This window comes from Variovorax sp. DAIF25 (assembly GCF_050711835.1).
GTDB lineage: Bacteria > Pseudomonadota > Gammaproteobacteria > Burkholderiales > Burkholderiaceae_C > Variovorax.
The window spans coordinates 431,538-457,826 of the sequence record NZ_CP136636.1; the positions used below are offsets into that span (position 1 = coordinate 431,538).

The 26,289-nt window shown below is 68.6% G+C and carries 27 protein-coding genes; 21 read left to right on the forward strand and 6 right to left on the reverse strand.

What is annotated here, in order from left to right; translation table 11 throughout:
- Position 1 precedes the first annotated feature (1 nt).
- From R0232_RS01975 to R0232_RS01985, 3 genes are read right to left on the reverse strand one after another with little or no spacing between them, the layout of a single operon-like run.
- On the reverse strand, positions 2-931 hold the full coding sequence (locus R0232_RS01975; RefSeq protein ID WP_431511086.1) for a branched-chain amino acid ABC transporter permease: 930 nt from the start codon (positions 929-931) through the stop codon (positions 2-4).
- A gap of 1 nt (position 932) precedes the next feature.
- Positions 933-1,715, reverse strand: coding sequence for an ABC transporter ATP-binding protein (locus R0232_RS01980; RefSeq protein ID WP_093344128.1), 783 nt, complete (start codon positions 1,713-1,715; stop codon positions 933-935).
- Between the two features lies 1 nt (position 1,716).
- Positions 1,717-3,690, reverse strand: coding sequence for an AMP-dependent synthetase/ligase (locus R0232_RS01985; protein WP_093344192.1), 1,974 nt, complete (start codon positions 3,688-3,690; stop codon positions 1,717-1,719).
- Between the two features lie 85 nt (positions 3,691-3,775).
- Here R0232_RS01985 and R0232_RS01990 point away from each other — a divergent pair, with 85 nt between their 5' ends.
- Both R0232_RS01990 and R0232_RS01995 read left to right on the forward strand, forming a co-directional pair.
- Positions 3,776-4,564: a Crp/Fnr family transcriptional regulator gene (locus R0232_RS01990; protein ID WP_093344129.1), complete on the forward strand. Its 789-nt coding sequence runs from the start codon at positions 3,776-3,778 to the stop codon at positions 4,562-4,564.
- The gene (locus tag R0232_RS01995; protein ID WP_208509088.1) at positions 4,561-5,031 is read left to right on the forward strand and encodes a hypothetical protein; all 471 of its coding nucleotides are present in this window, start codon (positions 4,561-4,563) and stop codon (positions 5,029-5,031) included. Before R0232_RS01990 ends, R0232_RS01995 begins: the two co-directional genes overlap by 4 nt.
- A 12-nt stretch (positions 5,032-5,043) precedes the next feature.
- Here the strand turns inward: R0232_RS01995 and R0232_RS02000 are convergent, their stop codons facing one another.
- Positions 5,044-6,477: a sigma-54 interaction domain-containing protein gene (locus R0232_RS02000; protein ID WP_431511087.1), complete on the reverse strand. Its 1,434-nt coding sequence runs from the start codon at positions 6,475-6,477 to the stop codon at positions 5,044-5,046.
- Positions 6,478-6,762: 285 nt separating this feature from the next.
- Between R0232_RS02000 and R0232_RS02005 the strand changes: the two genes are divergently transcribed.
- The 11 genes from R0232_RS02005 (at position 6,763) to R0232_RS02055 (ending at position 17,514) form a co-directional block, all read left to right on the forward strand.
- Positions 6,763-7,695 carry a 3-hydroxyacyl-CoA dehydrogenase family protein gene (locus tag R0232_RS02005; RefSeq protein ID WP_431511088.1) on the forward strand — a complete coding sequence of 311 codons (933 nt, stop codon included), beginning with the start codon at positions 6,763-6,765 and terminating at the stop codon, positions 7,693-7,695.
- A gap of 314 nt (positions 7,696-8,009) precedes the next feature.
- Positions 8,010-9,590 carry a tannase/feruloyl esterase family alpha/beta hydrolase gene (locus R0232_RS02010; RefSeq protein ID WP_431511089.1) on the forward strand — a complete coding sequence of 527 codons (1,581 nt, stop codon included), beginning with the start codon at positions 8,010-8,012 and terminating at the stop codon, positions 9,588-9,590.
- Between the two features lie 46 nt (positions 9,591-9,636).
- Positions 9,637-10,407, forward strand: a complete 771-nt coding sequence (locus R0232_RS02015; RefSeq protein WP_431511090.1) for an ABC transporter ATP-binding protein — start codon at positions 9,637-9,639, stop codon at positions 10,405-10,407.
- On the forward strand, positions 10,407-11,114 hold the full coding sequence (locus R0232_RS02020) for an ABC transporter ATP-binding protein (protein ID WP_422099665.1): 708 nt from the start codon (positions 10,407-10,409) through the stop codon (positions 11,112-11,114). The genes R0232_RS02015 and R0232_RS02020 overlap by 1 nt, the downstream gene beginning before the upstream one ends.
- 33 nt (positions 11,115-11,147) lie before the next feature.
- The gene (locus tag R0232_RS02025) at positions 11,148-12,353 is read left to right on the forward strand and encodes an ABC transporter substrate-binding protein (RefSeq protein ID WP_431511091.1); all 1,206 of its coding nucleotides are present in this window, start codon (positions 11,148-11,150) and stop codon (positions 12,351-12,353) included.
- Positions 12,354-12,398: 45 nt separating this feature from the next.
- Positions 12,399-13,274: a branched-chain amino acid ABC transporter permease gene (locus R0232_RS02030; RefSeq protein WP_203201892.1), complete on the forward strand. Its 876-nt coding sequence runs from the start codon at positions 12,399-12,401 to the stop codon at positions 13,272-13,274.
- An 11-nt stretch (positions 13,275-13,285) separates the two neighbouring features.
- The gene (locus R0232_RS02035) at positions 13,286-14,287 is read left to right on the forward strand and encodes a branched-chain amino acid ABC transporter permease (protein WP_208510438.1); all 1,002 of its coding nucleotides are present in this window, start codon (positions 13,286-13,288) and stop codon (positions 14,285-14,287) included.
- Between the two features lie 89 nt (positions 14,288-14,376).
- On the forward strand, positions 14,377-15,846 hold the full coding sequence (locus R0232_RS02040; protein ID WP_431511092.1) for a GDSL-type esterase/lipase family protein: 1,470 nt from the start codon (positions 14,377-14,379) through the stop codon (positions 15,844-15,846).
- A 60-nt stretch (positions 15,847-15,906) separates the two neighbouring features.
- Entirely contained in the window at positions 15,907-16,671 is a 765-nt protein-coding gene (locus R0232_RS02045) for an SDR family NAD(P)-dependent oxidoreductase (RefSeq protein WP_431511093.1), read from the forward strand.
- A gap of 11 nt (positions 16,672-16,682) precedes the next feature.
- A complete protein-coding gene (locus R0232_RS02050) occupies positions 16,683-16,940 on the forward strand; it encodes a hypothetical protein (protein WP_208510441.1) in 258 nt (85 codons plus the stop codon).
- A gap of 175 nt (positions 16,941-17,115) precedes the next feature.
- Entirely contained in the window at positions 17,116-17,514 is a 399-nt protein-coding gene (locus R0232_RS02055) for a hypothetical protein (protein ID WP_431511094.1), read from the forward strand.
- Between the two features lie 63 nt (positions 17,515-17,577).
- Here the strand turns inward: R0232_RS02055 and R0232_RS02060 are convergent, their stop codons facing one another.
- Positions 17,578-18,561: a Bug family tripartite tricarboxylate transporter substrate binding protein gene (locus R0232_RS02060; RefSeq protein WP_431511095.1), complete on the reverse strand. Its 984-nt coding sequence runs from the start codon at positions 18,559-18,561 to the stop codon at positions 17,578-17,580.
- 339 nt (positions 18,562-18,900) lie between these two features.
- Here R0232_RS02060 and R0232_RS02065 point away from each other — a divergent pair, with 339 nt between their 5' ends.
- The 8 genes from R0232_RS02065 to speB are packed head-to-tail and all read left to right on the forward strand — an operon-like array spanning position 18,901 to position 25,641.
- Positions 18,901-19,734 carry a transporter substrate-binding domain-containing protein gene (locus R0232_RS02065; RefSeq protein WP_431511096.1) on the forward strand — a complete coding sequence of 278 codons (834 nt, stop codon included), beginning with the start codon at positions 18,901-18,903 and terminating at the stop codon, positions 19,732-19,734.
- A gap of 50 nt (positions 19,735-19,784) precedes the next feature.
- Positions 19,785-20,450 (forward strand): amino acid ABC transporter permease, encoded by a 666-nt coding sequence (locus tag R0232_RS02070; protein ID WP_431511097.1) that lies wholly within the window; start codon positions 19,785-19,787, stop codon positions 20,448-20,450.
- Positions 20,447-21,112 carry an amino acid ABC transporter permease gene (locus R0232_RS02075; protein ID WP_203203832.1) on the forward strand — a complete coding sequence of 222 codons (666 nt, stop codon included), beginning with the start codon at positions 20,447-20,449 and terminating at the stop codon, positions 21,110-21,112. Before R0232_RS02070 ends, R0232_RS02075 begins: the two co-directional genes overlap by 4 nt.
- Complete coding sequence (locus tag R0232_RS02080; RefSeq protein WP_431511098.1) at positions 21,109-21,927, forward strand: amino acid ABC transporter ATP-binding protein; 819 nt, start codon at positions 21,109-21,111, stop codon at positions 21,925-21,927. Before R0232_RS02075 ends, R0232_RS02080 begins: the two co-directional genes overlap by 4 nt.
- The gene (locus R0232_RS02085) at positions 21,924-23,261 is read left to right on the forward strand and encodes a M20 family metallo-hydrolase (protein ID WP_431511099.1); all 1,338 of its coding nucleotides are present in this window, start codon (positions 21,924-21,926) and stop codon (positions 23,259-23,261) included. The genes R0232_RS02080 and R0232_RS02085 overlap by 4 nt, the downstream gene beginning before the upstream one ends.
- A gap of 7 nt (positions 23,262-23,268) precedes the next feature.
- Complete coding sequence (locus R0232_RS02090; RefSeq protein WP_431511100.1) at positions 23,269-23,997, forward strand: DUF1989 domain-containing protein; 729 nt, start codon at positions 23,269-23,271, stop codon at positions 23,995-23,997.
- A gap of 40 nt (positions 23,998-24,037) precedes the next feature.
- Positions 24,038-24,682, forward strand: coding sequence for a cupin domain-containing protein (locus tag R0232_RS02095; protein ID WP_431511101.1), 645 nt, complete (start codon positions 24,038-24,040; stop codon positions 24,680-24,682).
- 14 nt (positions 24,683-24,696) lie between these two features.
- Entirely contained in the window at positions 24,697-25,641 is a 945-nt protein-coding gene (gene speB, locus R0232_RS02100) for an agmatinase (protein WP_296799747.1), read from the forward strand.
- Between the two features lie 55 nt (positions 25,642-25,696).
- Here the strand turns inward: speB and R0232_RS02105 are convergent, their stop codons facing one another.
- Complete coding sequence (locus tag R0232_RS02105; protein ID WP_431511102.1) at positions 25,697-26,278, reverse strand: superoxide dismutase; 582 nt, start codon at positions 26,276-26,278, stop codon at positions 25,697-25,699.
- Between the last annotated feature and the right edge of the window lie 11 nt (positions 26,279-26,289).

Genomic DNA, 26,289 nt, shown 5'->3' on the forward strand with positions numbered 1-26,289 from the left:
CTCAGACCCGATCGATGATCTTCTCGCCGAACAACCCCTGCGGCCGAACCAGCAGGAACACGAGCGCCAGCACATAGGCGAACCAGATCTCGATGCCGCCGCCGAGCATCGGCCCGAGGTAGATCTCCGAGAGCTTCTCGCCCACGCCGATCAAAAGGCCGCCGATGATCGCGCCCGGGATCGAGGTCAGGCCGCCGAGGATCACCACCGGCAGTGCCTTGAGCGCCACCAGCGAGAGCGAGAACTGCACGCCGAGCTTGGAGCCCCAGATGATCCCGGCCACCAGCGCCGAGAAGCCGGCCACCGACCACACGATCACCCAGATGCGGTTGAGCGGAATGCCGATCGACTGCGCCGCCTGGTGGTCGTCTGCCACGGCGCGCAGCGCGCGGCCGGTGGCGGTCTTCTGGAAGAAGATCGCGAGCACCACCACCAGCGCCGCCGCCACCAGCGCCGCGATCAGGTCCTCCTGGCTCAGCAGCAGGCCGCCCTGGAAGGTGCTCTCGAGCACCATCAGCGGTTCCTTCGGCATGCCGACGTCGATCTTGTAGATGTCGTTGCCGAACAGCGTCTGGCCCAGGCCGTCGAGGAAGTAGGCGATGCCCAGCGTGGCCATCAGCAGCGTGATGCCCTCCTGGTTCACGAGCTTGCTGAGCGCGAGCCGCTCGATCAGCCAGGCCACCACGACCATGATCGCCATCGCCGCGATGAAGGCCAGGATGTTCGCGAGGATCAGGCTCTGGAAGCCCAGCCACCGCGGGATCCATTCGGCGAAGCGCGCCATCGCGAGCGCCGCGAACAGCACCATCGCGCCCTGCGCGAAGTTGAACACGCCCGAGGCCTTGTAGATCAGCACGAAGCCGATCGCTATCAGCGAATAGAGCATGCCTACCATCAGGCCGCCGAAGAGGGTCTCAAGAAAAAAGCCCATATCAATGCTCCACGCCCAGGTACGCCCGGATCACGTCTTCGTTGTTGCGCACTTCGTCGGGCGTGCCGTCGCCGATCTTCTTGCCGTAGTCGAGCACCACCACGCGGTCGGAGATGTCCATCACCACGCCCATGTCGTGCTCGATCAGCACGATGGTGGTGCCGAACTCGTCGTTCACGTCGAGGATGAAGCGGCTCATGTCCTGCTTCTCCTCCACGTTCATGCCGGCCATCGGCTCGTCGAGCAGCAGCACCTGCGGCTCCATCGCGAGCGCGCGGCCCAGGTCCACGCGCTTCTGCAGCCCGTAGGGCAGGCGGCCCACCGGCGTCTTGCGGTGCGCCTGGATCTCGAGGAAGTCGACGATGTGCTCGACGAACTCGCGCTGCTTGAGCTCCTCGCGCTCGGCCGGGCCCCAGCGCAGCGCCTGCGCGAGCAGGCCGCTCTTCATCTTGAGGTTGCGCCCCGTCATGATGTTGTCGAGCACGCTCATGCCCTTGAACAGCGCCAGGTTCTGGAAGGTGCGCGCCACGCCCATCTCGGCCACCTGGCGCGAGTTCATGTGCTTGAAGGTCTGGCCGCGGAAGGTGATCGAGCCCTGCTGCGGCCAGTACACGCCGTTGATGCAGTTGAGCATCGAGCTCTTGCCCGCGCCGTTGGGCCCGATGATGGCCCGCACCTCGTGCTCGCGCACGTTGAAGCTGATGTCCGTCAGCGCCTTCACGCCGCCGAAGCTCAGGGAGATGTTCTGCACGTCCAGGATGACGTCGCCGGTTTTTCTTGCCATGTCAGGCCGCCTTTGCCATGCCGGGGAAGCGCTTCGCCTCGACGATCTTCAGGGTCGCGCTCACCGCGCCGGTGCGGCCGTCCTCGAACTTCACCTGGGTCTCGATGAACTGCTCGGTCTTGCCGCCATACAGCGCCTCGACCAGCACCGCGTATTTCTCGGCGATGAAGCCGCGGCGCACCTTGCGCGTGCGGGTCAGCTCGTCGTCGTCGGGGTCGAGCTCCTTGTGCAGCACCAGGAAGCGCGCGATCTGCGTCTCGCCCATGCCGGCTTCCGCCGCCAGGTCGGCATTGACCTTGCCGAGGCACTCGGCGATCAGCGCCAGCACCTCGGGCTTGCCGGCCAGGTCGACGTAGCCGCCGTAGGCCAGGCCGCGGCGCTCGGCCCAGTTGCCCACGGCCTCGAAGTCGATGTTGACGAAGGCGCTGACCTCGTCGCGCGCATGGCCGAAGCACACGGCTTCCTTGATCTGCGGGAAGAACTTGAGCTTGTTCTCGATGTAGTTGGGCGCGAACATCGCGCCGCCCGCGAGCCGGCCCACGTCCTTCGCGCGGTCGATGATGCGCAGGTGGCCTTCGCTGTCGAGCACGCCGGCGTCGCCGGTGTGGAAGTAGCCGTTCGCATCGAGCACCTCGGCGGTGGCGTCGGGGCGCTTGTAGTACTCCTTGAGCACCGAGACGCCGCGCACCAGCACCTCGCCGTCGTCGGCGATCTTGAGTTCGATGCCCGGCGCGGCCGTGCCCACGGTCTGCAGCTTGACCTTGCCGTCCTGCTGCAGGCAGACATAGGCGCAGGTCTCGGTCTGGCCGTAGAACTGCTTGAGGTTGACGCCGATCGAGCGGTAGAAGCGGAACAGGTCGGGCCCGATCGCCGCGCCCGCGGTGTAGGCCACGCGGATGCGGCTCATGCCCAGCACGTTGCGCAGCGGACCGTAGACCAGCAGGTTGCCCAGGCCGTACAGCAGCCGGTCGCCGGCGCCCACCGGCTGGCCGTTGAGGATGTCGGCGCCCACGCGCTGCGCGAGCGCCATGAACTTCGCATAGAGCCAGCGCTTCGGCGCCGCCGCGTCCTCCATGCGGATCGACACCGCGGTGAGCAGGCCCTCGAAGGTGCGCGGCGGACCGAAGTAGTAGCTCGGGCCGATCTCTCGCATGTCGTTCATCACCGTGGCGGCCGACTCGGGGCAGTTGAGCGTGAAGCCGCCCACCAGCCACTGCGCCACCGAGAACAGGTGGTCGCCCACCCAGGCCATCGGCAGGTAGCTCATGATGTTGTCGCCGGGGCCGAGCCTGTCGGTCTCCACGCCGCCGCGGCCCGCTGCGATGAAGCTCGCATGCGTCTGGCACACGCCCTTGGGGCGGCCGGTGGTGCCCGAGGTGTAGAGGATCACGCCCACGTCGGTGGCCTCGCCGCTGGCCACCGCGGCGTCGAACACGCCCGGATGCGCCTGGTCGTAGGCGCGGCCGAGCTCGCGCAGTTGCTCGTAGCCGATCAGCCCGGGCTGGTCGTAGTGGCGCAGGCCCTTCGGGTCGTCGTAGATGATGTGGCGAATGCCCTGGCGGCCCTCGCCGCGCGCCACGCGCTCGGCCTGCAGGTCGCGGCACTCGAGCAGCTTGTCGACCTGCTCCTGGTCCTCGACCACCACGAAGTCGATGGCCGCGTCGTCGAGCATGAACACCATCTCGTTGGCCACCGCGTCCTGGTACAGCGGCACCGGCACGCCGCGCAGGCTCTGCGCCGCGACCACCGCCATGTACAGGTGCGGGCGGTTGGCGCCGACGATCGCTAGGTTGTCGAAGGATTGGAAGCCCAGGCTCGCGAGGCCGCACGCGATCTCGCGCACTTCCTGCGCCACGGCGCGCCAGGTCCAGGTCTGCCAGATGCCGAGGTCCTTCTCCCGCACCGCGGGCGACTCGGGCTGCGCTTGCGCATGCGCAAGCAGCAGGCGGGGAAAGGTGAGGGCGTTTGTTTGCACGGTGCGCGGATCGTAGGGCCGCACTTTGACGTCCAGTTGTCGTTCCAACGACAATCCTAGGGACACTACTCCCCGGAGTTTCCCGATGCCGACCGGCAGCCCCTCGCTCAACCTCCCCCTCGCCGCGGGCAGTTCGATCAAGGACCGCGTGCGTCCGCCCAATGCCGCCGAGCTCGACGGCATCCCCTGGCTGCTCACGCTCACCGCGCCCGAGCGCCGCCGCGCCGAGGCCGCGCTGGTGGTCGGCGAGGCCGAGGTCGGCGACCTGGTCTGCCGCGTGGGGCGCTCGCCCACCTATTGGTTCGGCGTGGTCGAGGGCCTGCTCAAGATGAGCAACGACAACGCCGACGGCGGCTCGGTCACCTACACCGGCGTGCCGCCCGGCGGCTGGTTCGGCGAGGGCACGGTGATGAAGCGCGAGCCCTACCGCTACAACATCCAGGCGCTGCGGCGCAGCCTCGTCGCGGGCCTGCCGATCGAGAGCTTCCACTGGCTGCTCGACCATTCGATCGGCTTCAACCGCTTCGTGATGAACCAGCTCAACGAGCGCCTGGGCCAGTTCATCGCCGCGCTCGAGATCGACCGCCTCAACAACCCCGACGCGCGCGTGGCGCGCAACCTGGTCTCGCTGTTCAACCCGGTGCTCTATCCGGGCGTGGGCGAGGTCCTGCGCATCACGCAGCAGGAACTGGCCTACCTCGTGGGCCTGTCGCGCCAGCGCGTGAACGAGGCGCTCAACGGGCTGTCGGCGCAGGGTTTGATCCGCGTCGAATACGGCGGCCTGCGCGTGCTCGACCTGCCCGGGCTGCGCGCGACGGCGATGACCAGCCGCAAGACTTCCTCGACAGACACCGGCCACGGAAAGAAATCATGAGCCTGCAAGACCAACTCCAGATCGTTCCCGCCGATGCCAACGTGGCCGGCTTCGTGCCACCGCCGCCGCCCGCGCCCAAGGCGGCGGAGCCGGGGCCCACGCCCGAGCAGCTGGCCGAGCGCAATGCCGCGCTGAGCGAGCGGCTCGAGGCGATGGACGCGCTGCTCGCCAAGCCGCTGAAGGACATCCTCGCCGAGCACGAGAAGGCCGGCGAGTCCGCGCTCGCCTGGGACCGCTTCGGCGCGATGTGGATGCTGTCGCAGCGCGCGATGCGGCGCGTGGCGCTGGACCTGGGCGCGCAGCTCGGTGTGAGCGAGGAGGAGATCGTGGCGCGCGCGCTCGCGCATGCGAACGCCGTGCTCAACGGCGCGGACGAGAACGACCTGGGCGGCACCATCGCGCCCGCGCAGATGGGGCACATCGCGCGACACCGCAACTTCCTGCGCGGGCAGTTCCGCGGCGGTTGAACGCGCGGGTCGCTAGCGCTCGAGCGCCATCTGCTTGAGCTTGTTGTAGAGCGTCGAGCGGCTGATGCCGAGCAGGCGGGCCGCGAGCAGCTTGTTGCCCTTGGTCTCCTGCAGCGCATGGAGCAAGGCCTTCTGCTCGGTCTCGTTCACGGCGGCGTGCAGGTCGTGGCGCGCCGGAGCCACCGTCGAGGTCGACGCAGCAACCGCGGCCGGCCGCGCGCCGTCGTTGAGCAGCATGTGCTCGGCGCGCAGCTCCGAGGCATCGCCAGACACCACGCAGGCGCGCTCGAGCACGTTGCGCAGCTCGCGCACGTTGCCGGGCCAGCCGAACTTCGCGAGCAGCGCCAGCGCGTCGGGCGCGACGTCCTTCTCGCGCATGCCGAGCGTGGCGCAGAGTTCGGCCAGCAGCAGGTCGACCAGCTCGGGCAGGTCCTCGAGCCGCTCGCGCAGCGGCGGGATCTGGATCGGCACCACGCTCAGGCGGTAGTAGAGGTCGGCGCGGAACTGTCCGGTCTCGACCAGTTGACGGAGGTCGCGGCTGGTGGCCGCGATCACGCGCAGGTCGAGCGGGATCACGGTGTTGCCGCCGATCGGCTCGATCTCGCGCTCCTGCAGCGCGCGCAGCAGCTTGACCTGGATGCGCATCGGCATGTCGCCGATCTCGTCGAGGAACAAGGTGCCCTTGTCGGCCAGCATCATCTTGCCGGTGCGGCCCTTGGGATGGGCGCCGGTGTAGGCGCCCGGCGCAGAGCCGAAGAACTCGGCCTCCATCAGTTCCTCGGGAATGGCCGCCACGTTGACGCCGATGAAGTTCTGCCGCGCGCGCCGCGAGGCCGCGTGGATGCCCTGCGCGACCATCTCCTTGCCCGTGCCGGTCTCGCCGAGCAGCAGCACCGTGGAGTCGGTGGCCGCCACCTGCCGCGCGCTGCGCCGGACCTGCGCGGCCTGCGGGCTCGAGCCGACGAAGTGGCTGAACTCGTACTTCGTGCGGCGCAGCTGGTTGAGCTTCGAGCGCGTGCGCTCGAGCTCGCTCTGCAGCTGCTGGATGCGCGCGAGCATCGGCCGCAGCGGATCGATCTCGTCGAACAGCACGAAGCAGAAGCCGCCGATGACTTCCTGCTCGTCGTTCTTGATCGGAAAGCGCGACACCACGGCCCAGCGGTTGTTGACCTCGATCACGTCGAACGGGATCGAGCGGCCGGTCTCGACCACCTCGGGCATGCGGGTCGTGGGCACCACCGTCGAGATGTGCTGGCCGACCACCGGCCGGTCGGGCTCCAGGCCGATGAAGGCCAGGTAGCGCGCGTTGGCCCAGATGACCTTGCTGTCGCGATCGACCACGAAGGCGCCCTCGGCGAGCTGGCCGAACAGCTCGAAGAAGGACTGCAGGGCCTGGCCCCGGATGCTCGCCAGGTCGAAGGCCTGGTCTCCCTTGATCTGCAGCATGGCTGACTCCCTTGGTTCGCGGTGCGAATGCCCACCGCGCGCGCAGCGACTGTAGTGGCTCCGAATCGCTGTCCAGTTATTGGACGTTGTGTGCAGTGGCTTGAACACTATTGGACATCGCTCGCACGCCGTCTCGCGTGCGTCCCGCATGCGGGTTTACGCGAAGCGCCCGAATGAAAAACGGGGCCCGCGGCGAGGGGCGCAGTGTCCGGGCACGCTTTCTGCAAAAACCAGCGCAAGGGACCGAACGATCTCGGTGCCAAGCGATGCTGGGAGACAAGCTGCATGCATGGAAAGAATCGACGCGTGGCCGTGGTGGGCGCAGGCCTGATGGGCGTGGGCATCGCCACCTGCCTGGCGCTTGCCGGTGAAGACATCGACGTGTTCGATCTCAGCGATGCGCGGCGCGGCGAGCTGCCCGCGCTGGCGGAAAAGATCTTCGAGGAGCTGATCGCCGCGGGCCGCATCGGGGAGGCCGGGCGCGACGCGGCCCTGGCGCGGATCCGCGTCGTCGCGACGCTCGCGGCGATGGCCGATGCCACGCTCGTGTTCGAGGCGGTCGTCGAACGGCTCGATGTCAAGCATGCGCTCTATGCGGAGCTCGAGGCGCTCCTGCCTTCCTATGCGCTGATCGCGAGCAACACCAGCGGCTTCATGCCCGACGTCCTGTGCGAGCGCATGCAGCATCCCGAGCGCTTTCTGGTCGCGCACTTCTGGAATCCCCCGCATGTCATCCCGTTCGTCGAGCTCGTGCCGGCGACCGCGACGGCCCCCGATGCCAGCGCGGCCGTGCGCGAGCGGCTCGAACATGCGGGCTTCGAGGCGGTGCTGCTGAGCAGGGCCACGCCCGGCTTCATCGGCAACCGGATCCAGTTCGCGGTGCTGCGCGAGGCGCTGCACCTGGTGCAGAGCGGCGTGGCCGATGCGGCCACCGTCGACACCGTCGTCCGCTCCTGCATCGGACGTCGCTACGCGTCGTTCGGACCCTTCGAGACGGCCGACCTCGGCGGCCTGTGCACCTTCCTCGACATCGCGGGCCACCTGATGCCCGAACTCGAGAGCGACGCCTCGGGGCTGCAACTGTTGAAGGCCATGGTCGCGACCGGCCATTGGGGCGCGGCCGTGGGCCAGGGCTTCTACGAGTGGACGGATGCGCACTGGCAGTCGGTGCGGGAGCGAAGGCAGCGCATGTTGACGGACATGCGCTCGTCGCACTGACCGCCGCGCGAGCCGCCGGCGCGGCAACGCCAGGTGTTCTCGCCGCGCCCCTGCGTGGCGACTTTTCGAATTCATCACAAAGAGAGACAAGCATGCACCGAAGCACACAGACCCCATCGCGGCGCGCCGCAGCGCGCGCTCTTCCGCGCATGCCGTGGGCCCCGGCCCTCGCTGCCGCTGCCTTGCTGGGCGCCTGTGGCGGTGGCGGCAGCAGCAGCGTGGTCCTCGGCCCCCTCGTTCCGGGTGCGCCCGGACCGCAGACGCCGCCGGCACCGCCGCCATCCGTCGCGGCGACACCGCTGAGTTGCGAGCAGATGGCCAGGCTGTCCGTGCCCGCATCGGCGATCGCGCTCGCCACCGGCGGCGCCAAGGTGACGGCGGCCACGCTGGTGCCCGCGGGCGGCAAGGCGCCGAAGAACTACGGCGAGCACTGCAAGCTCAGCGCCGAGATCGCGCCGGTCGATCCCGCCGCGCCGCCGATCAAGATGACGCTGCTGCTGCCCACCGAGTGGAACCGCAAGGCGATGATGTATGGCGGGGGCGGCTACGACGGCTTCATTCCCGGCGTCGGTGGCAACGTGCCCGCCGGTCCCGTCGACGCGCCGGACCCGATCGGCCGCGGCTATGCGGTGTTCGCGAGCGACTCGGGCCACGACGCTGCCACCGATCCCGCCAACCAAGGGGCCTTCGCGCTCAACACGGAGGCGCTGCGCAACTTCTCGTTCGAGGCCCTGAAGAAGACGCGCGATGCGGCCGTGTTCCTGATCGAGCAGCGCTATGCCCAGCTCCCGCAGCGCAGCTACTTCGCGGGTGGCTCGTCGGGCGGCCGCGAAGCGCTCGCGGCGGTGCAGAAATGGCCGGCCGATTTCAACGGCGCCATCGTCCTCTACCCGGCCTTCAATGCGGCCAGCCTCGACCTGCAGTTCGGTCGCATCACGCGCGCGCTGGCAAAGCCTGGCGCCCATCCCAGCCTCGCGAAGCGCGCGGCGCTGTTCGATGCGGCGATGCAGGCCTGCGATGCCATCGATGGCGTGAAGGACGGGGTGATCGGCAACCAGAGCGCCTGCAACCAGCGCTTCGATCCCGCGACCGCGCTGCTCGACGGGCGGCCGCTGCGCTGCCCGGGCGGCGCCGATACCGCGGACAACTGCCTGTCGGATGCGCAGATCGCCGCCTTCAAGGTGATCGACACGCCCGTCGTCTTCAACTACCCGCTCGGCAGCGGCGAGAACCAGTATCCGGGCTTCAATGCCTGGGGTGCCGAGTTCGGCCGGCCCGGCGCCAACCCGATCCAGGCGACGGTCACGTCACTGGGCCTGGGTTTCGCCGTGCCCGCCTCGCCGATGCCCGCGAGTGCGGCTGCTCTCGCCAGCTTCTGGGACCAGTGGGTGCGCTTCTTCGTCACGAAGAATCCGGGCTTCGATTCGCTGACGCTCGACCCGGAAAATCCCGGCCCCTGGCAGGCACGCATCGCCGAGCTCACGCAGCTGCAGGACATCAACCAGGCCGACCTATCCGCCTTCGCCGCGAACGGCGGCAAGCTGCTGATGGCGCACGGCACCGCCGATCAGCTGGTGAGCACACGCGCAACCGACCAGTACTTCAACCGGGTGCGCGCCACCATGGGGGCCGAGCGCGTGAAGGGCTTCATGCGCTACTACCAGATCCCGGGCTATGCGCATTCCGGCGGCACGGTGTTCAACGCCAGCTGGGATTCGCTGAGCGCGCTCGAGAACTGGGTCGAGAAGGGCACGGCACCGACCACGCCGACCGTGGCCGACACCGTGGGCGTGCCGGGCCGCACCCGGCCGCTTTGCGACTATCCGTCCTGGCCCAAGTACAAGGGCAGCGGCGACGTCAACGTGGCGGCGAGCTTCTCGTGCGTCGACGAATGAACGGACCATGCATGAACCAAGCCACCCCGCGCGTAGAGGTCCGTCGATGAGCGGCGCCATCCTCGAAACACGCCAGCTCACCAAGGAATTCAAGGGTTTCACGGCGGTGAGTCAGGTGGATCTGTCGGTGATGCGTGGCTCGATCCACGCGCTGATTGGTCCGAACGGGGCGGGCAAGACGACTTGCTTCAACCTGCTGACCAAGTTCCTGGAGCCCACGCGGGGCACGATTTTGTTCAACGGCCAGGACATCACGGGCGAGCGCCCGGCGCAGATCGCGCGGCGCGGCATCATCCGCTCGTTCCAGATCTCGGCCGTGTTCCCGCACCTCACGCTGCTGGAGAACGTGCGCCTGGGGCTGCAGCGCAGGCTGGGCACCTCGTACCACTTCTGGAAGAGCGAGAAGTCGCTCGAGCCCTTGAACGCCCGGGCGCGCGAGCTGCTCGCCGAGGTCGGCCTGGAGGAACTGGCCGAGGAACAGACCGTGAACCTGCCCTACGGCCGCAAGCGCGCGCTAGAGATCGCGACCACGCTCGCGATGGAACCCGAGCTGATGCTGCTGGACGAGCCCACGCAGGGCATGGGCCACGAGGACGTGCACCGCGTGGCCGAGCTGATCAAGCGCGTGTCGGCGGGGCGCACCATCCTGATGGTCGAGCACAACATGAGCGTGGTGTCGACCATCGCCGACACCATCACCGTGCTGCAGCGTGGCGCCGTGCTGGCCGAAGGCCCCTACGCGGAGGTCTCGAAGAACCCGCAGGTCATGGAGGCCTACATGGGCACCACGGACGGCCAACTGCAGGGAGCCCACTGATGACCGCCGCACTCGAGATCAAGGGCCTGCAAGCCTGGTACGGCGAATCGCATGTGCTGCATGGCGTCGACATGGTCGTGCAACCCGGCGAGGTCGTGACGCTGCTGGGCCGCAATGGCGCGGGCCGCACCACCACGCTGCGCGCGATCATGGGCCTGACGGGCGCGCGCAAGGGCAGCATCGAGGTCAATGGCCGGGAGACGATCGCGATGCCCACGCACCGCATCGCGCACCTGGGCATCGGCTACTGCCCCGAGGAACGGGGCATCTTCGCGAGCCTGTCGTGCGAGGAGAACCTGATGCTGCCGCCGGAGCTCAAGGGCGCGGGGCAGGGCATGTCGGTCGACGAGATCTACGCGATGTTCCCGAACCTGGCGGAGCGGCGCCACAGCCAGGGCACGCGGCTGTCGGGCGGCGAGCAGCAGATGCTCGCGGTCGCCCGCATCCTGCGCACGGGCGCCAAGCTGCTGTTGCTCGACGAGATCTCCGAAGGCCTGGCGCCGGTGATCGTGCAGGCGCTCGCGCGAATGATCACGACCCTGCGTTCCAAGGGCTACACCATCGTGATGGTGGAGCAGAACTTCCGCTTCGCGGCGCCGCTGGCCGATCGCTTCTACGTGATGGAGCACGGCCGCATCGTCGAAAAGTTCGGCGCTGCCGAACTCGAAGCCCGGATGCCCGTGCTCACCGAGTTGCTCGGTGTCTAGCGTTTTCCATTCATCCACCAAGGAGGCAATCCCATGAAACAACGCAACCCATTCATCGCCATCGGCTTCGGCATCCTCGCGCTGGGGGCCACGGGCGCCCTCCACGCGCAGGCGCAGGAGAAGGTCCGGATCGGCTTCATCACCGACATGTCCGGCCTCTACGCCGACCTCGAAGGCAAGAACGGCGCGACGGCGATCCAGATGGCGATCGACGACTTCGGCGGCAAGGTCAACGGCCAGCCGATCGAGCTGCTGACCGCCGACCACCAGAACAAGGCCGACATCGCCGCGTCGAAGGCGCGCGAATGGATCGACACGCAGGGCCTGAGCATGGTGTTCAGCGGCACCAACTCCGGCACCGCGCTCGCGACCGCGAAGGTGGCGACCGAGAAGAAGCGCGTGCACTTCAACAACGGCGCCGCGTCTTCCGCGCTCACCAACGAACAGTGCAGCCCCTACACCGTGCACTACGCCTACGACACCGTCGCGCTGGCCAAGGGCACGGGTGCGGCGGTGGTCGACCGCGGCGGCAAGAGCTGGTTCTTCCTGACGGCCGACTATGCCTTCGGCGCCGCGCTCGAGGCCGACACCACCACGGTGATCAAGGAGAAGGGCGGCACGGTGGTGGGCGGCGTCAAGCATCCGCTCAACGCGTCCGACTTCTCGTCCTTCCTTTTGCAGGCGCAGAACTCGAAGGCGCAGATCCTCGGCCTGGCCAATGCCGGCGGCGACACGATCAATTCGATCAAGGCCGCCAGGGAGTTCGGCATCAACAAGACGATGAAGACCGCGGGCCTGCTGGTGTTCCTCACCGACATCCACAGCCTGGGCCTGAAGAACACCGAGGGCCTGTTGCACACCACGAGCTGGTACTGGGACCTCAACGACGACACGCGCAAGTTCGCGAACCGCTTCTTCGAGAAGACCAAGCGCATGCCGACCGACGTGCAGGCCGCCGACTACTCGGCCACCACCACCTACCTGAAGGCGGTGGCCGCTGCGAAGACCACCGACGCCGACAAGGTGATGGCGCAGCTCAGGAGCATGAAGATCGACGACTTCTACGGCAAGGGCCAGATCCGCGCCGACGGCAGCTTCATCCACGACATGTACCTGGTGGAGGCGAAGTCGCCGTCCGAGTCGAAGAAGCCCTGGGACTACCTGAAGGTGCTCAAGACGCTGCCGGGCGACCAGGTCTTCACGACCAAGGCCGAGAGCAAGTGCGCGCTCTGGAAATGACCGACCCCCGCGGGCCCGCTCGGGCCCGCGCTTGCTGAACCCCCTATGACCATTTCCCTTCCCGCCCTGTTGAGCCAGCTCCTCCTGGGGCTGGTCAACGGCTCCTTCTATGCCATCCTGAGCCTCGGGCTGGCCGTCATCTTCGGCCTGCTCAACGTCATCAACTTCGCGCACGGCGCGCTGTTCATGCTCGGCGCGGTGCTCACCTGGATGGCGATGGAATATTTCGGCATCAACTACTGGGTGATGCTGATCGCCGCGCCCATCGTCATCGGCCTGTTCGGCGTGCTGATCGAGCGGCTGCTGCTGCGCTGGATCTACAAGCTCGACCACCTCTACGGCCTCTTGCTCACGCTGGGTCTCACGCTGCTCATCGAGGGCGTGTTCCGCTCCATCTACGGCGTCTCGGGCCTGGCCTACGACGCGCCCGAGGCACTGTCGAGCGCCACCGACCTGGGCTTCATGGTGCTGCCCAACTACCGCGCCTGGGTGGTCGTGGCCTCGCTGGTCGTTTGCATCGCCACCTGGTTCGTGATCGAGAAGACCCGCATCGGCGCCTACCTGCGCGCGGGCACCGAGAACCCGCGGCTCGTGGAGGCCTTCGGCGTCAACGTGCCGCTGATGATCACGCTGACCTATGCCTTCGGCGCGGGCCTGGCGGCCTTCGCGGGCGTGCTGGCCGCGCCGGTGATCCAGGTCTCGCCGCTGATGGGCCAGAACCTGATCATCGTGGTGTTCGCCGTCGTCGTGATCGGCGGCATGGGCTCGATCATGGGCGCCATCCTCACCGGGCTGGGGCTGGGCGTGATCGAGGGCTTCACCAAGGTCTTCTATCCCGAGGCCTCGTCCACCGTCGTGTTCGTGATCATGGTCATCGTGCTGCTGGTGCGTCCTGCCGGCCTGTTCGGCAAAGAGAAGTGAGAGCAGGCGGCATGAACATGAAAAAGATCTCCACCGTCTTCTACGGCCTGCTGCTCGTCGCGCTGGTGCTGGCGCCGTTCTTCGGCGCCTACCCGGTGTTCGTGATGAAGCTCTTGTGCTTCGCGCTGTTCGCCTCGGCCTTCAACCTGTTGCTGGGCTTCACCGGACTCTTGTCCTTCGGCCATGCGGCCTTCCTCGGCGGCTCGGCCTACGTGGCCGGCCATGCGATCAAGGTCTGGGGCCTCACGCCCGAGCTGGGCCTGATCGCGGGCACGCTGGTGGGTGCGCTGCTGGGCTGGTTGTTCGGCGTGCTGGCCATCCGTCGCCAGGGCATCTACTTCGCGATGATCACCCTGGCGCTGGCGCAGATGATGTTCTTCGTCGCGCTGCAGGCGAGGTTCACCGGCGGCGAGGACGGCCTGCAGGGCGTGCCGCGCGGCAAGCTGTTCGGCCTGCTCGACCTGAGCAACGACCTGACGATGTACTACGTCGCGCTGGCGATCGTGGCTGCGGCCTTCCTGCTGATCGTGCGCACCATCCACTCGCCGTTCGGCCAGGTGCTCAAGGGCATCAAGGAGAACGAGCCGCGCGCGCTGTCGCTGGGCTACGACGTGGCGCGCTTCAAGCTGCTGGCCTTCGTGATCTCGGCGGCGCTGTCGGGCCTGGCGGGTTCGCTCAAGACGCTGGTGCTGGGCTTCGCGACCCTGTCGGACGTGCACTGGACCGCCTCGGGCCAGGTGATCCTGATGACGCTGGTGGGCGGGCTGGGCACCTTGTCGGGTCCGCTGGTGGGCTCGGCCGTGGTCGTGCTGCTGGAGAACAAGATCGGCGAGCTGGGCAACCTGCTCGCGCGCATCACCACCATCGACTGGTTCAACACCCTGGGCGAGTCGGTGACCATGGTCACGGGCCTGATCTTCGTGATCTGCGTGCTCGCCTTCCGCAAGGGAATCATGGGCGAACTGAACAGCCTGATCGAGCGCCTCGCCGAGGGCCGCAAGCGCGGCAAGTAGCCGCGGTCCCTCCCCTTTTTTCACGATCAGCGAGGTGTCGATGTAGAGCGCAAACCCAACCCGGAAAGTCAGCAACTCAAGGAGGCAACATGAAGAAGACGTTCGAAACGGTATTGGTGGGCCAGGCCCTGTTCAAGACGGTATGGCGCACGGCCTGGGCGACGGTGGTCGTCGGGGCCGTGGCGGCCTGTGGTGGTGGAGGCGGCAACGACAATGCGAATGCCGCGGCGATCGCGGCGGTCGTCGCCGCCAACGCCGCGGCGGCCCTGGGCCCTCCTCCCACCGCGGTCGTGCCCGTGCCGCCGGTCGAGCCGGCAGGTCCGACGGAAGTGGTTCCCCCCGAGAAGAAGACCAGGTGGGCCACGACCTGGCAGGTCGCGCTGCGCGCCAACTTCATGCAGAACGAGGATTCCGACACGGTCCGGATGCGCATCCGGACGAGCGTGGGCGGCGAGGGCGTCCGGATCCGGCTTTCCAATGTCTTCGGCACCGCCACCATGCGCGTCGACCATGCCAGCGTGGCGCTGCCCGACGCCCGCGATGCCTCGGACCCGACGGCCATCGATCTCGGTACGCGCAAGGTCCTGACCTTCAACGGCAAGACGCTGGCCGAGGTTCCCGCGGGGACGGAGCTGCTGAGCGATCCCGTGTCGATGAACGTGCCGAAGCTCTCCGACCTGCTGATCACCCTGCATTTCCAGGGGAACACCCAGTATGCGGACATGCATATGGACAAGAGCGTCCCGCTTCCCGGGTACTTCGTGGTGAGGAAGCGCGATGTCTCGGGCGAAGCATCGATCAAGACGGCGGCGCCGAACTATCAGACCTACGACGGTGCCTTCAGCCTCAGCGAGGTCAAGGTGCTCGCGCCCGAGCAAGCCCGGGTCGTGATTGCCATGAGCGAATCGATCACGGCCGGATTCGGCGCCAAGGGCATTCAGGAGTCATGGCCCGCCGTCTTGTCGAAGCTGGCGAATTCCAATGGCGAACTGCTCGGCGTGGGCAACGCGGGCATCAGTGGCAACTCCATGATCGGCTCCGACAACGGACCCTCCTTGCGCAGCCGGTTCGAGCGCGACGTGCTGTCCCGCGATCCGACCGACATCGTCATCCTGGCCGGCGACAACGACCTCAACCAGGGCTATACGACGGACCGGATCATCGAGCACTACAAGTATTTCGTCGAAACGGCCCGCGCCAGGAAGATCAAGGTCTATGGGGGCGTCAACACGCCGATCGGGAACATTCCCGGTATCGGGGACGCGGGGGAGACCGGTTTTGTCAAGGACCCCGCCAACTACGGCAAGTGGCTCAAGATCAACGAATGGATCAAGACGCCCGGAAACTTCGATGGGGTCATCGATTTCCCCGCGGTGGTGAGCAATCCCGCGAGCATGCCGCTCGCGCTCTCGAGCGATTGCTACATGCCGGGCAGTCCCATCCATCTGAACACGCGCGGTCTCGACGTGATGGGGACCCTGGCCTACGACGTCCTGTACGGAAAGAAGGAGAAGCCGGCCGCGCCTTGCAACGGGCTCGAATTCCCGCCATCCAACTGAGCGGGTCGGGCATGGAGGAGGGCGGCGGCGTCTCCTCGGCGCGATGACTATCATCGCCCCATGCCCACCTCCCACCTCTACCTCATCACCGGCGCATCGCGCGGCCTCGGCCGCGCCATGGCCGAACAGCTGCTGCAGCCCGGCCACGTCCTGCTGTGCATCTCGCGCCGCCAGAGCCCCGAACTCGGCGAGCAGGCGAAGGCGGCCGGCGTCGAACTCGTGCAATGGGAGCAGGACCTGTCCGATCCCGTCGCCTCGGCCGCGCGCCTGCGCGAATGGCTGGCCACGCAGGACGCCCAGCGCTTCGACGCCGTCACGCTGATCAACAACGCGGGCACGGTCGGCAATCCGGCGCCGCTCGCGGCCGCGGTCGATGCCGAGCTCTCGCAGGCGCTGCGCATCGGGCTCGAAGCGCCGCTGCTGCTGACGGCGGCCTTCCTCGGCGGCACGCGCGGCTGGCGCGGCGCGCGCAAGGTGCTCAACATCTCCTCGGGCCTGGGCCGCAACGCGATGGGCAGCCAGGCACCGTACTGCGCGGCCAAGGCCGGCATGGACCACTACTCGCGCGCGGTCGCGCTCGAGGAGGCGAACCTGCCGAACGGCGCGCGCATCGTGTCGCTGGCGCCCGGCGTGATCGACACCGACATGCAGGTGCAACTGCGTGGCGCCTCGGCCGAGAACTTCCCCGACCGCACGCGCTTCGAGAAGCTCAAGAGCGAGGGCCTGCTCGACAGCCCCGCGAGCGCGGCCGCGAAGGTGCTCAAGTACCTCGCGCGCGCGGACTTCGGCGCCAAGCCGGCGGCCGACGTGCGCGATCCGGACTGAGCACCCGCGCCATGGCCACCGCCCAAGGCATCGACACCGGCGAGTACAAGCTCTTTCCCTCGCCGAGGAACCAGCACCGCATCGTCTTCACGCACCAGGTCTTCGTGCCGTACCCCTACGCGCTGATCGTGATGGACGAGTTCGGCTTCCAGGGGCGTCACAGCCTGTTCGCGGCCTGCCGCCTGAGCGACGGCAAGATGGGCCAGCTCGCGGCCTTCGAGCGCGAGTCGGACGTGGCGGTGTTCAACCGCAAGTTCGTGCCGGACTGAGCCGGGTCTCGGATGACGAGAACGTAACCGGGCGGATAAGTCCGCGTCGGTTTCCATTTCTAGTGTGTGGGCGTGGAGAGATCGACGCCCCGCGAATGGCACGCCCGAACGCATCGCCGTATCTCCACCCCCGCGCCTGACATCCGGTCGCGGGGAACAACCACAGGAGATATGCATGTCGAACCGAAGAATCGCCGCGCTCGCGGCCGCCTCCGCCCTGGCCGGCTTCATGCCGCTCATGGCCTTCGCCCAGCAGAGCGTGCAGCACGTCGACGCGCCTTCGCATTTCGCGGCCAACGAAGCGGGCATCAAGGCCCATGCGGAACTGGCCGGTGCGGGCAAGTCGACGGACCAGGTCGACCAGGAGCTGGCGGCTGCGCGAAACGATCCGAAATGGAAGAGCTTCCTGGCCTACGGCACGCCGGTTCCGGCGACCAATGCCAGGCCGAAGACCCGCGCCGAAGTGACGGCCGAGCTGGAGCGTGCACAGCGGCATCCGGGCTGGGACCGGGCCTCGCGTTCGGGCGCACCGCTGGTGCTGCCGCCCGCGCCGATGCCCGTGTCCGCGCGTTGAGGCGCCGCCCTCCAACGAAAAGAGGGCGCAGCGCGCCCTCTTTGTTCATCGGCCCTCGCGCGCCTACTCGATGGTCGCGCCCGAGGCCTGCACGATGCCCTTCCACTTCTCGTAGTCGGTCTTGAGCAGCGTGCCGAACTGCTCGGGCGTCATGCTCTGCGGCTCGGCGCCCTGCGCGATGATCGCGGCCTGCATCTCGGGCGTGGCCAGCAGCTTGTTGACCTCGGCGTTCAAGGTGGCGATCACTTCCTTGGGCGTCTTGGCCGGCACGAACAGGCCATACCAGGTGCTCACGTCGAAGCCCTTGTAGCCGAGCTCGGCCACGGTGGGCGTGTCGGGCAGCGAGCTGCTGCGCTTGGCCGAGGTGACGGCCAGCGGGCGCAGCTTGCCGGCCTTGATCTGGGCCATGGCCGAGGGCACCGACGACACCATCAGGTCGACGTTGCCCGCGAGCACGTCCATCATGGCCGCGTTCGAACCCTTGTAGGGCACGTGGCGCATCTTGATCTTGGCCGCGCCGTTGAAGATCTCGCCGGCCAGGTGGATGGTGGTGCCGTTGCCGGGCGAGCCGTAGGTGATGGTGTCGGGCGCGGCGCGCGCGGCCTTCACCACGTCGTCGAGCGTCTTGTACTTGGAGTTGGCCTGCGTGACGATCACCACGGGCGTGAAGGCCACGTGGGCCACCGCGGCCAGGTCCTTGGTCGGCTCGTAGCTGAGGTTCTTGTAGAGCCAGGGCGCGACGACCATGTTGTCCTTCTGGCCCATCACGATGTCGTAGCCCGTGGGCGCGGCGCGCGCGGCCTCGGCGATGCCGATGGTGCCGCCGGCGCCCGCGCGGTTGTCGGGCACCACGGTCCAGTGGTTGGTCTCGGTGAGCTTCTGGGCCACCAGGCGCGCCAGGATGTCGGTGCCGCCGCCGGGCGGGAAGGGCACGATCATGCGGATCGGCTTGGCAGGCCAGGCCTGGGCCTGGGCGGTGGAGGCGGCGCCGAAGGCCAGCGGAAGCGCCAGCGCGAGGGCCAGCGGGCGGATGAGTTGTCGGATCATGGGTTTGTCTCTGTATCTGGACGGATCGGGTTGCAGCCTGGAAGCCATCGCATCGCTGCACCAGGGTGCAGTGTGCCGGAACGACCCCGTGCGGGATTTCGCGGTTCGCGATGGCCGTCTTCTCCAGGCGTGGCGGCTTGCACCGATTTTGCACCCCCTTAGTGCGCCTCGCGCCGTCTCCTGTTCCTTTTTGCGCCGCTGTCGGCACCACCGTCGTGCCGCCGGACCGATTCGGGCTGGCATGGAACTTGTGTGTTCTAAGCAAGTGACTTGCATGAATGCAAGTTGCTTGCTGAATCTGTCCACACCTGCTTCAATCCACACCCGAGGGCCCTGCTCATGCTGTTCCATCGCGCAATCGCCGGCGTTCTTTCCCTGTTCCTGCTCGGTGCCGCGCACGGCGCCGACATGCTGGAGACGGTGAAGAGCAAGAAAGAAATCGTCATCGGTACCGAGGCGCAGTTCGCGCCGTTCGAGTACCTGCAGGACGGCAAGATCGTGGGCTACGGCCCCGACCTGATGCGCCTGATCCTGGCCGACCTGCCCGAGGTCAAGGTCAAGCAGTTCGACGTGCCGTTCCAGGGCATCCTGCCGGGCCTGGCGACCAGGCGCTTCGACTTCGTCGTGACCTCGGTCACGCTCACCAAGGAGCGCGCCGACAAGTTCGCGTTCACCGTGCCGATCGCCGACGCCACGACGGCGCTGGTCAAGCGCAAGGACGACGCCGCGCTCACCGACCCCGCGGGCATCGCCGGCAAGACGGTGGGCTCGCAGGCCGGCTCGGCCCAGCTGCGCGCGCTGCAGGACTATGCGAAGAAGCTGCAGGCCGACGGCAAACCCGCGGTCACGATCCGCGAGTACGTGAGCTTCGACGAGGCCTATGCCGACCTGGCCGCCGGCCGGCTGGTGGCGGTGGCGCAGTCGCTCTCCAACCTGGCGACGCTGGTGAAGACGCGCGGCGACATCTATGCGGTGATGCCCGCGCCCATCGGCCCCAAGACCTACTTCGGCTGGGTCGGCCGCAAGGACGCCGACAGTGCGCCGCTGGTCAAGTTCTTCAGCGACGGCATCGCGCGGGCGCAGAAGAGCGGCCAGCTCAAGGAACTGCAGATGAAGTGGTTCGGCTTCCCGATGGAGGTGCCCACCGACGCGGTGCCGGTGCCGCAGATGTGAGCGGGCCTGCTCCGCACGACGCTTCCTGACCCCGCACCACCGCGCTCCCGATGAATGCAACGACCCTTCTCGAGCGGCTGGCCGCCTACCTGCCCGTGCTGCTGCAGGGCGCCGTCACCACGCTGAGCGTGGCGATCGCAGCCATCGCGCTGGGCTTCGCCTGGGGCGCGGTGCTGCTGGGCCTGTCGCTGCGGCGCGGTGGCCGGGGCGTGCTGCCGGCCGCGGTGCGCACCTACCTGAGCTTCTTTCGCGGCACGCCGCTGCTGGTGCAGCTGCTCATGCTCTTCTACCTGCCCAGCGCCTACGGCCTCGACCTGCCGCCGCTGCTGGTGGCCATCGTCGCGCTGGGCCTGAACTCCGCCGCGTTCCAGTGCGAGATCCTGCGCGCCGGGCTGGTGGCGGTGCCGGTCGGGCAGATCGAGGCCGCGGCCTCGTTCGGCATGCCGCCCGCGCGCATCTTCCGCCACGTGCAGCTGCCGCAGCTCGCGCGGGCCGTGTGGCCGGCCGTGGTGTCCGAGGGCGTCGACGTGGTGAAGAGCTCGGCCATCGTCTCGGCGATCTCGGTGGCCGACCTGGCGCGCGGCGGGCGGCAGATCGTGGCCGCCAACTTCAGGCCGCTCGAGGTCTACGTCTCGGTGGGCCTGTGCTACCTGCTGATGACCGGCGCGGTGCTGTGGCTCGGCCACTGGCTGCGCGGCCGGATGGAGCGGCCATGATCGACACGGCGCTCCTGGGCCAGCTGCTGCCCGCGTTCGGCGCGGCCGCGCTGCGCACCGTGCTGCTCACGCTGACGGGACTGGCGGGCGGCCTGGTCGTGGGCTTCGCCTTCCACGCGCTGCGCGAAACCGGCTGGCGCGCGGCGCGCTGGCTCTACACCGCCTACACCGCGGTGTGGCGCGGCGTGCCGTTCCTGATCCACCTGTTCATCGTCTACTTCGGCCTGCCGAGCGCGGGCCTGTCGCTCGATCCCTTCGCCGCCGCGGGCCTCACGCTCGCGGTCTACGGCGGCGCCTACTTCGCCGAGATCTTCCGCGCCTGCTGGCAGAGCATTCCGCGCGGCCAGATCGAGGCGGCGCGCTGCATGGGCCTGTCCTCGCGCCAGATCTTCGCCACCATCGAATGCCCGCAGGCCCTGCGCGCCAGCCTGCCGCTGATCGCGAGCCAGACCATCCTGCTGATGAAGGAGTCCGCGCTGGCCTCGGTCATCACCTATCCCGAACTGACGATGACCGCCGGCAAGGTGGTGTCGGAGCAGTTCGTCTACGTCGAGCCCTACCTGCTGCTGGCGCTGAGCTACTGGGGCCTGTCGCTGCTCGTCAACCGCGCGGCCGGCACGCTGCGCGCCTGGGCCGCCCTTCGAGAAACCTCCCGTCCATGAATGCTCCCGTGACCGTTCCCATCGTCTCCCTGCGCGGCGTCGGCAAGTCCTTCGGCCCGCAGCGCGTGCTGTCGGACATCGACCTGGACATCCGCAAGGGCGAGGTCCTGTCGCTGATCGGCCCCTCGGGCTCGGGCAAGACCACGCTGCTGCGCTGCATGAACTTTCTCGAGGCCTACGACGAGGGCGAGGTCCGCATCCGCGGCGCGCTGCTCGGCTACCGCCGCAACGCGGCCGGCGCGCTGGCCCGCGAGAGCGAGCGCGTCGTCGCCGAGGTGCGCGCGCCGGTGGCCATGGTGTTCCAGCAGTTCAACCTGTGGCCGCACATGACGGTGCTGGCCAACGTGATGGCGCCGCTCACGCTGGCCAAGGGGCTGCGCGCGGACCAGGCCCGGGCCGTGGCCGGCGAGGCGCTGGCGCGCGTGGGCATGTCGGCCAAGGCCGATGCGCGGCCGCCCCAGCTCAGCGGCGGCCAGCAGCAGCGCGTGGGCATCGCGCGCGCGCTCGCGGTCGGGCCCGAGGTGATGCTGCTCGACGAGCCGACCTCCGCGCTCGATCCCGAGCTGGTCGACGAGGTGCTCGAGGTGATCAAGTCGCTGTCGCGCGGCGGCATGACCATGATCATGGTCACGCACGAGATGAGCTTCGCGGCCGAGGTGTCGGACCGGATCGTGTTCATGGAGAAGGGCCGCATCGTGACGATCGGCACGCCGCGCGAGGTGATCCACGCGCCGGCCCATCCGCGCATCCAGGCCTTCCTGCAGCCATGGATCCGCCGCAGCCTCGGCCAGCCCGCGGCGGGAGCGCTCGCATGAACGCGCTCGACGCGATGCGGGACGCGGCCCTCGCGGGCGACGTGGCGCGCGCGGTCGGCACCGCGAGCCTCGAGGCCCGGCTGCGTGGCCTGGCGGCGCATGGCGCCGCCGGCGCGGGCACCGGCGGCGGCGTGGCGCGGCAGGCGCTGTGCGCGCACGAACTGGCCGCGCGGCGCTGGCTGGTGCAGCCGTTCGCGCGCCGGCCCGGCTACCGCGTCGGCATCGACGCCGCCGCCAACGTGTTCGTCCGGCGCGACGGACAGGGATCGATGCTGTCGCCAATCATGACCGGCAGCCACATCGACACCCAGCCCCTGGGCGGCTGGCTCGACGGCGCCTTCGGCGTCGCGGCGGGCCTGGAGGTGTTCGATGCGCTCGACCGTCTCGGCCTGCGCACCCGCCGGCCGATCGACGTCGCCATGTGGACCAACGAGGAAGGCTCGCGCTTCGCGCCCGGGTTGATGGGCTCGGTCGCCTTCACCGCGCCGCAGCGGCTCGAGGCCTTCCTCGGCGTGCGCGACGGCGACGGCCTGCGCTTCGAGGCCGCGCGCGATGCCGCCGTGGACGACCTGCGCGCGGAAGCACTGCGCCAGGGCTGGCGCTGGATGGACACGCCGCTCGCGCGCCCGGTGCATGGCTACATCGAGGCGCACATCGAGCAGGGCCCGGTGCTGGAGGCCGAGGGCCTGCAGGTCGGCTGCGTGAGCGCGATCCAGGGCGTGCGCTGGTTCCGCATCACCGTGCCGGGGCGCAGCGCGCACGCGGGCACCACGCCGCTGGCCGCGCGCGACGACGCGCAGGCCAAGGCCGTGCGCATGGCCCATGCGCTGCTCGAACACGCGGCGCGGTGCGGCGACGACCGGCTGCGCCTCACCATCGGCTGCTGGGAGTGCAGCCCCGGGTCGATCAACACCATTGCCGAGCGCGTCGTCTTCACCGTCGATGCGCGCCATCCCGAGGCCGCCGCGCTCGATGCGGTGCGCGCGCTCGTCGACGCGGCGCTGCCGGCCGGCGGCCAGCTCGAGGTGCTGCAGGACAAGCCCACCGTGCGCTTCGACGCCGCGCTCGCGGGCCTGGCGCGCGAGGCCTGCGCCGCGCTGCAACTGAGCCACCGCGAGATGCTGTCGGGCGCCTTCCACGACGCCATGCCGCTGGCCGGCTTCTGCCCCAGCGCGATGCTGTTCGCGCCCAGCCGTGGCGGCGTGAGCCACCACCCCGACGAAGACACCCCCATCGACGACCTCGCGGCCTGCACGCGCGCCCTGGCCTGGTGCCTCGCGCGGCTGGCCGGGCCGCTCGTTTCCTCCACCCCTCCCGAAGCTTCAAAGGACTAGCCAGACCATGGACGACCAAGCCACTTCCTCTTTCCACACGGACACCCACGCGCACGCCCACGTGGCCGACAATGGCGAACCCGTCGGCGCCAACTGCACGCTGCGCGAGCCCGTGTCGGCCGACGGCACGCCCGAGCTCGGCAAGCGCTACGAAGTGCCCGCGCGCAACGGCCGCGCCGTGCGCCTCGCCAAGGGCCAGGTGATCCGCGTCATCAACACGCACGGCAGCCAGGTGTGCGACTTCTGGGCCTTCAAGGCCGACGACCTCAGCGAGTTCATGTCGATGGAGCATGCGCGCGCGGTCATCGACCGCATCATGCCCAGGGCCGGCGATCCGCTCGCCACCAACCGCCGCCGTCCCATCATGACGCTCGTGGCCGACACCTCGCCCGGCGTGCACGACACGCTCATGGCCGCCTGCGACGCCTACCGCTACCAGAACCTCGGCGTGACCGAGTACCACGACAACTGCGCCGACAACATGCGCATGGCGCTCAAGGCCATCGGCCTGCGCGCGCGCGAGGTGCCGCAGCCGCTCAACCTGTGGATGAACATCCCGGTGGGCCCGGGCGGCGGCGTAGACTGGCTGCCGCCCGTCTCCAAGGCCGGCGACCATGTGGATCTGCGCGCCGAGATGGACTGCGTGGTCGTCATGTCGGCCTGCCCGCAGGACATCGTTCCCATCAACGACAACCGCCCGGTCGAAGTGCACTTCACCGTGCTGGCGGATGCCTGAGCTTTCCGGCGCGCCGCCGGCCCACTGACGACTCGACGCCATGCGCACTGCCAAGAAGACCACCGCCATTCCCGCTGCCGCCGCCGCCTCGCCGGCACCGGTGGAGGCAGACCCGGACCTCGCGCTGTCGGCGCTGGGGCCGCGGCTCAAGCATGCGCGCATGGTGCGAAGTCTCACGCTGAAGGCGCTCGCCGATGCCGCCGGCTGTTCCGAAAGCCTGCTGTCGCGCGTGGAGCGCGGCCAGGTCATGCCCTCGCTGGCCAACCTGCACCGCCTCGCGCGTGCGCTCGACACCAACGTCGCCGAGCTCACGGCCTCGTTCGCGCCGCCCATGTCGCCGGTGACGCGTGCTTCCGAACGCCCCGTGATCGAGTTCACCGGCCTGCGCGGCAAGAAGCGCGGCGTGAAGCTCGAGCGCGTGATCGTGCCGATCCGCGGCCAGCTGCTGCAGGCCGACATCCACGTGCTCGAGCCCAAGGCCGAGAGCCTGGAGCAGATCGCGCACGTCGGCGAGGAGATGGGCTACGTGATCGAGGGCGAGTTCGAGCTGCGCCTGGGCGACGAGGTCTACCGGCTGTCGGCCGGCGACTCCTTCTATTTCTCCAGCGACGTGCCGCACAGCTACCGCAATCCCGGCAAGACCCAGACCCGGGTGCTGTGGACCAACACCCCGGCCACGTTCTGAACCCCCTGCCTGCCATGCAAACAGACACCGCCATGCAGACGCTGCCGCGCTACAGCGGCATCCCGACCTTCATGCGCGTGCCCTTCGCGCAGCGCCTCGAGGACTTCGACATCGCCCTGGCCGGCGTGCCCTTCGACGGCGGCGTGACGGCGCGTCCCGGCGCGCGCTACGGCCCGCGCGAGATCCGCAACATGTCGTCGATGACGCGCGCCATCCACCACGTCACCGGCTTCAATCCCTTCGAGGCCTGCCGCGTGGCCGACGTGGGCGACGTGCCGTTCACCGACGTGTTCCACCTCGAGCGCTCGCACGAGGACATCCGCCGCTTCTTCGAACCCCTGTTCGCGGCCGGCAAGACGGTGCTGGCCGCGGGCGGCGACCACTCGATCACCTTCCCGGTGTTCCAGGCGATGCAGCCGCGCCGGCCGCTGGGCATGGTGCACATCGATGCGCACACCGACACCTGGGACGACTTCCTCGGTTCCAAGTTCAGCCATGGCTCGCCGTTCCGCCGCGCGGTCGAGGCCGGGCTGCTCGACCCGAAGCGCACCATCCAGATCGGCATCCGCGGTGCGCAGAACTCCGACCAGGGTTGGCGCTATTCGCTCGACAGTGGCATGCGCGTGGTCTTCATCGAGGAGTTCGAGGCCAAGGGCGTCGAGGCGATCGTGCAGGAGGCGCGGCGCATCGTCGGCGATGGGCCCACTTACCTGTCGCTCGATGTCGATGGCCTGGACCCGGTGTTCGCGCCGGGCACCGGCACGCCCGAGATCGGCGGCATGACCACGCGCGAGACGCTGGGCCTGCTGCGCGGTCTCGACGGGCTGGACTTCGTGGGTGGGGACGTGGTCGAGGTGTCGCCGCCCTACGACCCCTCGGGCAGCACCGCGCTGCTGGGTGCCACGCTGATGTACGAGATCCTCTGCCTGCTGGCGCGCAGCGTGGCTTCGCGGCGCTGAAGCAGGGGTTCGGGGCGCCCCGCGGGCACGCCCCGAACCCGATCGACCCCGGGGATCAGCCGAAGTTCTTTTCGGCGAAGTCCCAGTTGACCAGCTTGGACAGGAAGGTCTCGACGAACTTGGGACGCAGGTTGCGGTAGTCGATGTAGTAGGCGTGTTCCCAGACGTCGACCGTCAGCAGCGCCGTGTCGGCGGTCGTCAGCGGCGTGCCGGCGGCGCCGGTGTTCACGATGTCCACGCTGCCGTCGGGCTTCTTCACCAGCCAGGTCCAGCCCGAGCCGAAGTTGCCCACGGCCGACTTCACGAAGGCTTCCTTGAAGGCATCGAAGCTGCCCCACTTGGCGTCGATGGCCTTGGCCAGCGCGCCACTCGGAGCGCCGCCGCCTTGCGGCTTCATGCAGTTCCAGAAGAAGGTGTGGTTCCAGATCTGGGCCGAGTTGTTGTAGATACCGCCGCTGGACTTCTTGATGATCTCTTCGAGCGTGAGCGACTCGAACTCGGTGCCCTTCTGCAGGTTGTTGAGGTTCACCACATAGGCGTTGTGGTGCTTGCCGTAGTGGTACTCGAGGGTCTCCTTCGAGTACTCGGGTGCCAGCGCGTCGAGGGCGTAGGGCAGGGGAGGCAGGGTGTGTTCCATCGTGGGGTCCT

Bases quoted from the DNA above. Each gene is read 5' to 3' on its own strand.
- R0232_RS01975 (WP_431511086.1), bottom strand. From the start codon at position 931: ATGGGCTTTTTTCTTGAGACCCTCTTCGGCGGCCTGATGGTAGGCATG.
- R0232_RS01980 (WP_093344128.1), bottom strand. From the start codon at position 1,715: ATGGCAAGAAAAACCGGCGACGTCATCCTGGACGTGCAGAACATCTCC.
- R0232_RS01990 (WP_093344129.1), top strand. From the start codon at position 3,776: ATGCCGACCGGCAGCCCCTCGCTCAACCTCCCCCTCGCCGCGGGCAGT.
- R0232_RS01995 (WP_208509088.1), top strand. From the start codon at position 4,561: ATGAGCCTGCAAGACCAACTCCAGATCGTTCCCGCCGATGCCAACGTG.
- R0232_RS02000 (WP_431511087.1), bottom strand. From the start codon at position 6,477: ATGCTGCAGATCAAGGGAGACCAGGCCTTCGACCTGGCGAGCATCCGG.
- R0232_RS02005 (WP_431511088.1), top strand. From the start codon at position 6,763: ATGCATGGAAAGAATCGACGCGTGGCCGTGGTGGGCGCAGGCCTGATG.
- R0232_RS02010 (WP_431511089.1), top strand. From the start codon at position 8,010: ATGGCCAGGCTGTCCGTGCCCGCATCGGCGATCGCGCTCGCCACCGGC.
- R0232_RS02015 (WP_431511090.1), top strand. From the start codon at position 9,637: ATGAGCGGCGCCATCCTCGAAACACGCCAGCTCACCAAGGAATTCAAG.
- R0232_RS02020 (WP_422099665.1), top strand. From the start codon at position 10,407: ATGACCGCCGCACTCGAGATCAAGGGCCTGCAAGCCTGGTACGGCGAA.
- R0232_RS02025 (WP_431511091.1), top strand. From the start codon at position 11,148: ATGAAACAACGCAACCCATTCATCGCCATCGGCTTCGGCATCCTCGCG.
- R0232_RS02030 (WP_203201892.1), top strand. From the start codon at position 12,399: ATGACCATTTCCCTTCCCGCCCTGTTGAGCCAGCTCCTCCTGGGGCTG.
- R0232_RS02035 (WP_208510438.1), top strand. From the start codon at position 13,286: ATGAACATGAAAAAGATCTCCACCGTCTTCTACGGCCTGCTGCTCGTC.
- R0232_RS02040 (WP_431511092.1), top strand. From the start codon at position 14,377: ATGAAGAAGACGTTCGAAACGGTATTGGTGGGCCAGGCCCTGTTCAAG.
- R0232_RS02045 (WP_431511093.1), top strand. From the start codon at position 15,907: ATGCCCACCTCCCACCTCTACCTCATCACCGGCGCATCGCGCGGCCTC.
- R0232_RS02050 (WP_208510441.1), top strand. From the start codon at position 16,683: ATGGCCACCGCCCAAGGCATCGACACCGGCGAGTACAAGCTCTTTCCC.
- R0232_RS02055 (WP_431511094.1), top strand. From the start codon at position 17,116: ATGTCGAACCGAAGAATCGCCGCGCTCGCGGCCGCCTCCGCCCTGGCC.
- R0232_RS02060 (WP_431511095.1), bottom strand. From the start codon at position 18,561: ATGATCCGACAACTCATCCGCCCGCTGGCCCTCGCGCTGGCGCTTCCG.
- R0232_RS02065 (WP_431511096.1), top strand. From the start codon at position 18,901: ATGCTGTTCCATCGCGCAATCGCCGGCGTTCTTTCCCTGTTCCTGCTC.
- R0232_RS02070 (WP_431511097.1), top strand. From the start codon at position 19,785: ATGAATGCAACGACCCTTCTCGAGCGGCTGGCCGCCTACCTGCCCGTG.
- R0232_RS02075 (WP_203203832.1), top strand. From the start codon at position 20,447: ATGATCGACACGGCGCTCCTGGGCCAGCTGCTGCCCGCGTTCGGCGCG.
- R0232_RS02080 (WP_431511098.1), top strand. From the start codon at position 21,109: ATGAATGCTCCCGTGACCGTTCCCATCGTCTCCCTGCGCGGCGTCGGC.
- R0232_RS02085 (WP_431511099.1), top strand. From the start codon at position 21,924: ATGAACGCGCTCGACGCGATGCGGGACGCGGCCCTCGCGGGCGACGTG.
- R0232_RS02090 (WP_431511100.1), top strand. From the start codon at position 23,269: ATGGACGACCAAGCCACTTCCTCTTTCCACACGGACACCCACGCGCAC.
- R0232_RS02095 (WP_431511101.1), top strand. From the start codon at position 24,038: ATGCGCACTGCCAAGAAGACCACCGCCATTCCCGCTGCCGCCGCCGCC.
- speB (WP_296799747.1), top strand. From the start codon at position 24,697: ATGCAAACAGACACCGCCATGCAGACGCTGCCGCGCTACAGCGGCATC.
- R0232_RS02105 (WP_431511102.1), bottom strand. From the start codon at position 26,278: ATGGAACACACCCTGCCTCCCCTGCCCTACGCCCTCGACGCGCTGGCA.